The 9732-nt window shown below is 68.2% G+C and carries 12 protein-coding genes; 11 read left to right on the top strand and 1 reads right to left on the bottom strand.

The annotated features are described in order from the left end of the window. Nucleotides 1–804 (top strand): sulfatase-like hydrolase/transferase (locus tag ACKOQ4_RS13840; RefSeq protein WP_526292773.1); only part of this gene is annotated, 804 nt, incomplete at its 5' end. A 64-nt stretch (nt 805–868) separates the two neighbouring features. Here the strand turns inward: ACKOQ4_RS13840 and ACKOQ4_RS13835 are convergent. Beyond that, nucleotides 869–2338, bottom strand: coding sequence for a peptide MFS transporter (locus ACKOQ4_RS13835; protein ID WP_526292771.1), 1470 nt, complete (start codon nt 2336–2338; stop codon nt 869–871). 15 nt (nt 2339–2353) lie between these two features. Here ACKOQ4_RS13835 and ACKOQ4_RS13830 point away from each other — a divergent pair, with 15 nt between their 5' ends. From ACKOQ4_RS13830 to ACKOQ4_RS13785, 10 genes are all read left to right on the top strand, one after another. After that, nucleotides 2354–2485 carry a hypothetical protein gene (locus tag ACKOQ4_RS13830; RefSeq protein ID WP_526292769.1) on the top strand — a complete coding sequence of 44 codons (132 nt, stop codon included), beginning with the start codon at nt 2354–2356 and terminating at the stop codon, nt 2483–2485. Further along, nucleotides 2482–3084: an L-lysine exporter gene (gene lysE / locus ACKOQ4_RS13825; RefSeq protein WP_526292767.1), complete on the top strand. Its 603-nt coding sequence runs from the start codon at nt 2482–2484 to the stop codon at nt 3082–3084. The genes ACKOQ4_RS13830 and lysE overlap by 4 nt, the downstream gene beginning before the upstream one ends. Nucleotides 3085–3139: 55 nt before the next feature. Further along, entirely contained in the window at nt 3140–3826 is a 687-nt protein-coding gene (locus ACKOQ4_RS13820; protein WP_526292765.1) for a queuosine precursor transporter, read from the top strand. Next, nucleotides 3826–4455, top strand: a complete 630-nt coding sequence (locus tag ACKOQ4_RS13815; RefSeq protein WP_526292775.1) for a 5-oxoprolinase subunit B family protein — start codon at nt 3826–3828, stop codon at nt 4453–4455. The genes ACKOQ4_RS13820 and ACKOQ4_RS13815 overlap by 1 nt, the downstream gene beginning before the upstream one ends. Further along, on the top strand, nt 4452–5345 hold the full coding sequence (locus ACKOQ4_RS13810) for a 5-oxoprolinase subunit C family protein (RefSeq protein ID WP_526292763.1): 894 nt from the start codon (nt 4452–4454) through the stop codon (nt 5343–5345). Before ACKOQ4_RS13815 ends, ACKOQ4_RS13810 begins: the two co-directional genes overlap by 4 nt. 10 nt (nt 5346–5355) lie before the next feature. Then, entirely contained in the window at nt 5356–5913 is a 558-nt protein-coding gene (locus ACKOQ4_RS13805; RefSeq protein ID WP_526292761.1) for a GNAT family N-acetyltransferase, read from the top strand. 148 nt (nt 5914–6061) lie between these two features. Continuing rightward, nucleotides 6062–6358: an Rv0250c family protein gene (locus tag ACKOQ4_RS13800; protein ID WP_526292759.1), complete on the top strand. Its 297-nt coding sequence runs from the start codon at nt 6062–6064 to the stop codon at nt 6356–6358. A gap of 91 nt (nt 6359–6449) precedes the next feature. Further along, nucleotides 6450–7277, top strand: a complete 828-nt coding sequence (gene sdhC, locus ACKOQ4_RS13795; RefSeq protein ID WP_526292757.1) for a succinate dehydrogenase subunit SdhC — start codon at nt 6450–6452, stop codon at nt 7275–7277. A gap of 35 nt (nt 7278–7312) precedes the next feature. Next, nucleotides 7313–9244 (top strand): fumarate reductase/succinate dehydrogenase flavoprotein subunit, encoded by a 1932-nt coding sequence (locus tag ACKOQ4_RS13790; RefSeq protein ID WP_526292755.1) that lies wholly within the window; start codon nt 7313–7315, stop codon nt 9242–9244. A gap of 1 nt (nt 9245) precedes the next feature. Beyond that, a partial coding sequence (locus tag ACKOQ4_RS13785; protein ID WP_526292753.1) for a succinate dehydrogenase/fumarate reductase iron-sulfur subunit occupies nt 9246–9732 on the top strand: 487 nt, incomplete at its 3' end.

Below are 9732 nucleotides of genomic sequence, written 5' to 3'. Positions count from 1 at the left end.
ACCGGCGGATCGCAGAACGCCGTGCTGGTCCGCACCGCCGATCACGGCGACCTGCTCGGGGCGCACGGCGGCCTGCACCAGAAATGGTTCAACCTCTACGACGAGGCCACCCGGGTGCCGTTCACCGTGGCCCGGATCGGGGACCGGCCCACCGAGGCGCGGGTGGTGGACAGCCCCACCTCGCACGTGGACCTGGTGCCGACCCTGCTCGGGGCGGCCGGAGTCGACGTCGAGGCGGTCACGGAGACGCTGCGCGAGTCCTTCAGCGAGGTGCACCCGCTGCCCGGACGTAACCTCATGCCGGTGGTCGACGGCGCACCGGCCGATGGTGACCGGGCGGTGTACCTGATGACTCGGGACAACATGCTCGAAGGCGACTCGGGGGCGTCAGGGCTGGGCCGCCAACTCAGACGTACCGCCAATCCGCCTGCGCCGCTTCGGATCCGGATTCCGGCGCATACCGCCGCGAACTTCGAGGGTCTGGTGGTCAGGGTCGACGGGACCCTCTGGAAGCTGGTCCGAAGCTTCGACGATCCCTCGACGTGGACCGAACCGGGAGTCCGGCAACTGGCGTCCAACGGAATCGGCGGCGAGATGTACCGCACCACCCCGCTGGACGACCAGTGGGAGCTCTACGACCTCACCGCGGACCCGATCGAGGCGGAGAACCGCTGGGACGACCCGTCGCTGCACGAGTTGCGTGGGCAGCTGCGGATGCGGCTCAAGCAGAGCCGCGCCGAGTCGGTGCCTGAGCGCAACAATCCGTGGCCGTACGCCGCGCGGCGTTCACACACGTCCCGCTGAATCCGACGACCCAGTCCGATCGACCTCGCCTGCCGGCCGGTCCGGCGACGGACTCCGGCGGAGCTCAGTGCACGCCCTCCATCAGGACGCTGATACGCGGCGCCAGCGCCCACACCACCAGCCCGACCACCACCGCCGCGACGCCGATGATGCCGAAGTAGGCCACCTCGTGCGCGGCGTCGTAGTACCTGGCCAGCACCCCCGACATCGCGGTGCCCAGACCGACCGAGAAGAAGTAGAGCGCCATCATCTGGGCACGGAATGCGTTGGGCGCCAATTGGGTGGTGACCGACAACCCGATCGGGGAGAGCAGCAGTTCCGAGACGGCGAACGCCCCCATGATCGCCACCACGACGAGCACCGGCACGGAGCGACCGGATGTCCCGGCCATCGACAGGAACAGCAGGAACGCGCACCCCATGCCGATCACGCCGTAGGCGAACTTGCGCGGGGTGGTCGGCGCGCGTCTGCCGAGTTTGGTCCACATGACCGCGAACAGGGGTGACAGCAGGATGATCCACACCGGTTCGATGGAGCCGATCCAGCTCGAAGGCGCGGTCCAGCCGAAGATCGACCAGTTCATCCGCTCGTCGGAGTAGACCGCGAGCACGGTGAAGATCTGCTGGAACAATGACCAGAACACCGCGTTGGCGATGAAAAGCGGGATGAAGGCCCGAACCCGGGTGCGCTCCAGCGGGGTGACCCTGCTGCTCGTCAGCATCGCGGTGAAGTAGGCCACCGAGGCGATGACGATCAGCCCGGTGGTCACCTGCGAAAGGGTGGCCAGCTTCACCACCCCGCCGGCGAAACCGAGGGCGATAACCGAAAGCACCGTGGCCGCAACCGCGGCTGCCCGCCAGAACGCACTGCGGGACAACGGATGCGCGACCGTACGGCCGTGCTCCCCGAGATTTCTCCGGAAGATCACATACTGGGCAAGGCCGAGGGCCATACCCACTGCCGCAGCGCCGAAACCGTAGTGGAATCCCAGCCGGGTCTGCAGCAGACCGGTGATCAGCGGCCCGATGAACGCACCGAGGTTGATCCCCAGATAGAACAGCGTGAACCCGCCGTCCCGGCGTGGATCACCGTCGTCGTAGAGCGTCCCGAGCAACGAAGAAGCGTTGGCCTTCAGCGCCCCCGCGCCGAGGGCGATCAGCACCAGACCCACCGCCACGCCGGTCAGCCCCGGCAGGATCGCCAGCGAGATATGCCCGCACATCACCACGACGCCGCCATAGAAGACCGTGCGCTCCATACCGAGAACACGGTCGGCGATCCAGCCGCCGAGCACCGTCGACAGGTACACGAATCCGCCGTAGGCGCCGACGATCCCGGTGGCGGTGGCCTTCGGCAGCCCCAGGCCGCCGTCGGTCGCCGAGTAGTAGAGGTAATAGCCGAGAATCGTGAGCATCCCGTAGAACGAGAACCGCTCCCACAACTCGACGCCGAAGAGGTTGACCAGGCCCACCGGATGGCCGAACCGGGTGGGCGGACCCGCCGGGCGTCGGACAGACTCCGTCACCTCGCCCACCCTAGACTTCGCCGGATGAAAGTGGTCGCGATCCACATAGCTCCGGGTGCGCGGTTGCCCATGCGCGCGGTCGGCGACGTACACGCCGACGCCCTGACCTCTGGGACGATCCGCGCCGGCGACCCCGTGGACGCCGCCGGGCCGTGACTCCGTTCCTCTTCGGATTCGCGACCTCGATCAGCCTGATCGCCGCTATCGGCGCTCAAAACGCCTTCGTGCTTCGGCAGGGTATCCGCAATGAGCACGTCCTGCCGGTGGTAATCCTCTGCGCCGCATCCGATCTCATCCTGATTCTGGCCGGGATTGCCGGCGTGGGAGCGCTCATCACGGCACATCCGAACCTCACCGCGCTCGCCCGGTTCGGCGGCGCGGCCTTCCTGGTCGGCTACGGCCTGCTCGCCGCGCGGCGGGCGCTTCGCCCGGCCGCGCTGACCCCCGCCGAGGCCGCACCTGCGCGGCTGGGGCCGGTCCTGCTGACCTGCCTGGCCCTGACCTTCCTCAACCCCCACGTCTACCTCGACACGGTGGTGCTGCTGGGCACGCTGGCCAACCAGCGGCACGACGGCCGCTGGCTGTTCGGCGCCGGCGCGGCGTCGGCCAGTGCGGTCTGGTTCTTCGCCCTCGGCTTCGGCGCCCGCCGGCTGGCCGGGGTTTTCGCCAGTCCGGGGACCTGGCGGATTCTCGACGCGCTGATCGCCGTCACCATGCTCGCGCTGGGAATCTCGCTCGCGCTGACGCTCCGGTGAACGGCCGTCCGGGGTGGCAGCCGCCGGCGCCTCGTGCGTGCTTGGATTGGGGATTGTGACCACCGACGTCGATGTCCCGGAGTCGCCCGGCTTCGCCCGGGTGGGCAGCGTGTACTACCCGATCCTCGTCGCCGTCTTCACCGCCCTGGTGATCATCTCCAACGTGACCGCCACCAAGGGCGTCGCCTTCGGGCCGATCATCACCGACGGCGGTTTCATCGTCTTCCCGCTGACCTACATCATCGGCGACATTCTGGCCGAGGTGTACGGATTCCGGGCCGCCCGGCGCGCGATCATCCTCGGTTTTCTGATGAATGGTCTTGCTGCGCTGGCATTCTGGGTGACCGTCTACCTGCCGGCTGCGGACTTCTATCCGAACCAGGAGCACTTCGCCAACGTGGTTGGCGCCTACACCCAACTGATCGTGGCCGGTCTGGCCGGCTTCATCGTCGGGCAGACCATCAACGCCTGGACGGTCGTCAGGATCAAACAGCACACCCGCGAGAGACACCTGTGGGCCCGCCTGATCGGTTCGACCTTCGCCGGTCAGCTCGGCGACACACTGGTCTTCTGCGCCATCGCGGCCCCGGCGATCGGCATCAGCAGCGTCGGAGACTTCGCCACGTACGCCGCACTGGGCTGGTTCTACAAGACAGCAGTCGAGGTCGTCATGCTCCCGGTGACCTACCGGTTGATCGCCTACGTCAAGCGTCACGAACCCACCTACACCGCTCTCGTGTGATGGAACCCGGGGTGACGTTGCGCGCCTATGGCGACCGGGCACTGCTGATCGAATGCGCCTGCACCGCCGAGGTTCTGGCCTTCACCGAGGCCATCCGCGAGCAGTCCCTGCCCGGGGTGGCCGACATCGTGCCCGGCGCGCGCACCGTGCTGGTCACCCTGGCCGGGCCGGACCGTCTTCCCGCCACCCGCGCCCGACTGGCCGGACTCGCCGTCCGACCGCCCGAAAAGGCGCAACCCGAAGCGGCCACCGAGCTGGTGATAGACGTGGTCTACGACGGCGCCGACCTCGCCGAGGTCGCCCACCTGCTGAGCATGCATCCCGACGAGGTCGTCGCGGCCCATACCGGGAAACCCTGGCGGGTCGGATTCGGCGGTTTCGCACCGGGTTTCGCCTACCTGACCGATGGGGATCCGATACTTGCCGTTCCCCGCCGACCCGAGCCGCGCACCCGGGTGCCGGCCGGATCGGTCGCGCTGGCCGGGGAGTTCAGCGGCGTCTACCCGCGCGAGTCGCCGGGCGGCTGGCAGCTGATCGGACATACCGACGCCGTGTTGTGGGATCTCGACCGCCCCGAGCCGGCGCTGCTGACGCCCGGACGGTGGGTGCGGTTCCGGGAGATGCCGTGACCGCTTTGGAGGTGCTGCGGACCGGTGCGCTGACCCTGGTGGAGGACCTCGGCCGGCCCGGGCTGGCCCACATCGGGGTCACCCGTTCCGGTGCCGCCGACCGGCGTGCGCACCGGCTGGCCAACCGCCTGGTGGCCAACCCGGACGGCTTCGCCACGCTGGAGATCACCATGGGCGGCTTCAGCGCGTGCGTGCGCGGCGGTGCGGTGGATGTCGCGGTCACCGGGGCCGACGCCTGCCCGCTGTCCGACGGAGTCGCATTCGGCGTGAACAGCGTTCGTCGCCTCGAAAGCGGACAGGTGCTCAGCATCGGCGTTCCGCCGGCGGGGCTGCGCAGCTATCTGGCCGTGCGGGGCGGGATCGCCGTACCGCCCGTGCTGGGATCGCGCAGCTATGACACGCTGTCGGCCCTCGGCCCGCGTCCGCTGCAACCGGGCGACGTCCTACCCGTCGGCAGGACCGGTGTCGGCTACCCCGAACTCGACCTTGCTCCGGTCGCTCCGGTTCCCACGGGAGGCGTCGACCTGAGGGCCGTGGCCGGGCCGCGCGACGACTGGTTCACCGACCCCGACGCGCTGGTCCGCACCGGGTGGGTGGTGTCCGAGCGCAGCGACAGGGTGGGTCTGCGGCTGACCGGGCCGGCGCTGATGCCACGGTGGCCGGGCCGTGAGCTACCCAGCGAGGGGGCGACCCGCGGCGCGGTGCAGGTCCCTCCCAACGGGCAGCCGGTCATTCTGGGGCCGGATCATCCCGTCACCGGCGGCTACCCGGTGATCGCCGTGGTCGTCGACGCCGACCTCGACACCGTGGCGCAACTCAGGCCCGGCCAGCCGGTGCGGCTGCACTGGCACCGGCCGCATACCGCCGCGCCCGCCCCGTCGGGCTGGTAGAGCTGAGACCGTGACGACTTCCCCGTCCAGGCCCGTCCACACCGCCCGGCTGATCCACACCAGCGACCTGGACGGCGAGACGCTCGCCAACGCCCACCGGCTGCTGGTGGACGCCTTCGCCGGGGAGTTCACCGACGCCGACTGGGACCACACCCTCGGCGGGATGCACGCTGTCATCGCCCACCGCGGCGCACTGATCGCCCACGCGGCGGTGGTCCAGCGCCGGTTGCTGCACCGCGGTGCGGCGTTACGCTGCGGATACGTGGAAGGTGTTGCCGTTCGGGAGGATTGGCGCGGCCAGGGCCTGGGCAATGCGGTTCTGGACGCCGCCGAACAGGTGATCCGCGGCGGGTATCCGATCGGCGGCCTCAGCGCCTCGGGCTCGGGCGCGAGGCTCTACCGCCCGCGCGGCTGGCTGCGGTGGCGCGGCCCGACCTCGGTGCTGACCCCGTCCGGGGTCGTTCGCACCCCCGACGACGACGGCACGGTCTACGTCCTTCCGGTCGGGGTGGATCCGGATCCCGACGGCGACCTGGTGTGCGACTGGCGCGACGGCGACGCCTGGTAATTCGCTATCGGCGAACGCCGACCGGAACTCAGGCGCGCCAGCGGTCGAATAGCCGTTCGGCCGGCCGACGTGACCTCTCTCACACATCAGCCGAAACGGGTCTAGCATCGAAGACGGAGTCGCGATCACTCGAGCCCGGGGAGACCACATGTCCAGAGCCACCGAACTAGCCGAACTGCACCACCTGATCGGCAATATGCGGCGGTGCGTGAGCGCGTTGCAGCATCGCTACGGCAACTCCCCGGCAATGCGCCGGGTGATGATCGACGCCGAACGGATTGCCTCTGACCTGGAACTTCTGGAGCTGGACGCGGGTGAACTCGAACTGAGCTCGCACATGCCGGTGCACTCGGGCGAGAAGATCGCGGTACCCGACACCCCCTACGACCGTGAGTTCTGGCGCGACGTCGACGACGAGGGCGTGGGAGGCCACAACCGGCGCTGAGAGGGGCGCCGGCGGGCCCTGCCCCCGTTTTCGCCGAGGGCTTAGACGTGGGTAATCTTCGAGGCAGCCGCCTCCGAAGGGATCACTGCAGATGAGCGCACCCACCGCCAATCGGCGTGCCACCGGCGTCTTCTCGCCCGGCCGGGCGCAGATCCCGCAGCGGACGCTGCGCACCGACAACTGGATGAAGTCGCCCATCCTGACCGACATCGGGTTCGCGATATTCATCATCTACGCGACGGTCCGGGCCTTCCAGCGGGATCACTTCTTCGTCGAGAAGTACCACTACCTGACGCCGTTCTACTCGCCGTGTATGAGCGTGAAGTGCGGGGAGGCAAGCGATTTCTGGCCGCAGATCCTGCCCGGATCGGGTCCCTTATCGCTGTTGCCCTTCGCGCTGTTCTCGCTGCCGTTCCTGCTGCTGTTCCGGCTGACCTGCTACTACTACCGCGGCGCCTACTACCGCTCGGTCTGGCAGTCCCCGACCGCCTGCGCGGTGGCCGAGCCGCACGCCACCTACACCGGGGAGTCCCGCTTCCCGCTGATCCTGCAGAACCTGCACCGCTACTTCTTCTACATCGCGGCAGTCATCTCGGTGATCAACACCTACGACGCCATCAAAGCCATGCACTCCCCCTCCGGATTCGGGCTCGGCCTGGGCAATCTCATCCTGTGGGCGAACGTCGTCCTGCTGTGGACCTACACCCTGTCCTGCCACTCCTGCCGCCATGTCATGGGCGGACGGCTCAAGCACTTCTCCCAGCATCCGGTCCGGTATTGGATGTGGACACAGATCAGCAGGCTCAACACCCGGCACAAACTGTTCGCCTGGATCACGCTGGGCACGCTGATTTTCACTGACTTCTACATCATGCTGGTCGCCAGCGGGACCATTCCCGACCTGAGATTCATTGGCTGACAACCACATCCACCACCGAGTTCAAGCGAGGACAGATGGTTGAGATCGAACGGCACTCCTACGACGTCGTCGTGATCGGGGCCGGAGGCTCAGGACTGCGCGCAGTGATCGAGGCCCGCCAGCGGGGCCTGAAGGTCGCCGTGGTGACCAAGTCGCTGTTCGGCAAGGCGCACACGGTGATGGCCGAGGGCGGCTGCGCGGCGGCGATGGGCAACGCCAACCCGAAGGACAACTGGAAGGTGCACTTCGCCGACACCATGCGCGGCGGAAAGTTCCTCAACAACTGGCGGATGGCCGAACTGCACGCCCAGGAGTCCCCGGACCGGGTGTGGGAGCTGGAGACCTACGGCGCGCTGTTCGACCGGACCAAGGACGGCCGGATCAGCCAGCGCAACTTCGGCGGCCACACCTACCCGCGGCTCGCGCACGTCGGTGACCGCACCGGCCTGGAGATCATCCGCACCCTGCAGCAGAAGATCGTCTCGCTTCAGCAGGAGGACAAGGCCGAGCTCGGTGACTACGAGGCCCGGATCAAGATCTTCGCCGAATGCTCGATCACCGAATTGATCAAGGACGGCGGACGGATCGCCGGGGCGTTCGGCTACTGGCGCGAGTCGGGGAAGTTCATCCTGTTCGAGGCTCCGGCGGTGGTGCTGGCCACCGGCGGCATCGGCAAGTCGTTCAAGGTGTCGTCGAACTCCTGGGAGTACACCGGCGACGGGCACGCCCTCGCACTGCGCGCCGGGGCCGGGCTGATCAACATGGAGTTCATCCAGTTCCATCCGACCGGCATGGTCTGGCCGCTGTCGGTCAAGGGCATCCTGGTCACCGAAGGCGTGCGCGGAGACGGCGGCGTGCTCAAGAACGCCAACGGCGAGCGGTTCATGTTCAACTACATCCCGCCGGTGTTCAAGGGGCAGTACGCCGAGACCGAGGCCGAGGCCGACCAGTGGCTGGCAGAGCAGCAGGGCTCGGGTGACGGCACCGCGCGGCGCACCCCGGACCTGCTGCCCCGCGACGAGGTCGCCCGGGCCATCAACTCGGAGGTCAAGGCCGGGCGCGGCGGCCCGCACGGCGGGGTGTTCCTCGACATCGCGTCCCGGCTCCCCGCCGAGACCATCAAGAAGCGGCTGCCCTCGATGTACCACCAGTTCATCGAACTGGCCGAGGTCGACATCACCAAGGAGCCGATGGAGATCGGGCCCACCTGCCATTACGTCATGGGCGGAATCGAGGTGGACCCGGACACCGGCGCCGCGGCCACGCCCGGACTGTTCGCCGCGGGCGAGTGCTCCGGCGGCATGCACGGCTCCAACCGCCTCGGCGGAAACTCGCTGTCGGACCTTCTGGTGTTCGGCCGGCGCGCCGGGCTGGGCGCCGCCGACTACGTGCGCGCCCTGCGCGAGCGGCCGGCGGTCAGCGAAGAGGCGGTCAACGAGGCGGCCTCGATCGCGCTGGCGCCGTTCACCGGACCGCAGGGGCAGGCCAAGCCGGAGAACGCCTACACCCTGCACGCCGAACTCCAGCACACGATGAACGACCTGGTCGGAATCATCCGCAGCGGCGGCGAGATGCGCGAGGCCCTGGCCAAGATCGAGGAGTACAAGGACCGGTTCCGCAACATCGAGTCCGGTGGCGGCCGGCTGTTCAACCCGGGCTGGCACCTGGCCATGGACATGCGCACCATGCTGCTGGTCAGCGAATGCGTGGCGAAGTCGGCGCTGGCACGCACCGAGAGCCGCGGCGGCCACACCCGCGACGACTTCCCGTCGATGAGCCCGGAATGGCGCCGCAGTCTGCTGGTGTGCCGCACCGAGGGCGACGACCCGGTGATGCCCGAGGTGAGCGTGACCCGCGAAGAGCAGGCTCCGATGCGCGAGGATCTGCTCGAACTCTTCGACATCGAGGAACTCGGCAAGTACTTCACCGACGACGAACTCGCGCGGCATCCGGGACGGAAGGGCTGACATGAGCTACCAGGCCAATCTCAAGGTGTGGCGCGGCGACGACGAGGGCGGCGGGCTGCACGACTTCAACGTCGAGGTCAACGAGGGCGAGGTCGTCCTCGACATCATCCACCGCCTGCAGGCCGAGCAGGCTCCCGACCTCGCGGTGCGGTGGAACTGCAAGGCCGGCAAGTGCGGATCGTGTTCGGCGGAGATCAACGGCCGCCCACGGCTGATGTGCATGACCCGGATGTCGACCTTCGAACAGTCCGACACCATCACGATCACCCCGCTGCGCACCTTCCCGGTGATCCGCGATCTGGTTACGGATGTGTCCTTCAACTACGAGAAGGCCAGGGAGATACCTTCTTTCGCTCCGCCGAAGGAACTGCAGCCCGGCGAGTACCGGATGGCACAGATGGACGTGGAGCGCTCCCAGGAGTTCCGCAAGTGCATCGAATGCTTCCTGTGCCAGAACGTCTGCCACACCATCCGGGACCACGAGGAGA

The organism is Mycobacterium sp., from assembly GCF_046095365.1.
Classification (GTDB): domain Bacteria; phylum Actinomycetota; class Actinomycetes; order Mycobacteriales; family Mycobacteriaceae; genus Mycobacterium.
This window is presented reverse-complemented; position numbering and strand designations above follow the sequence as displayed.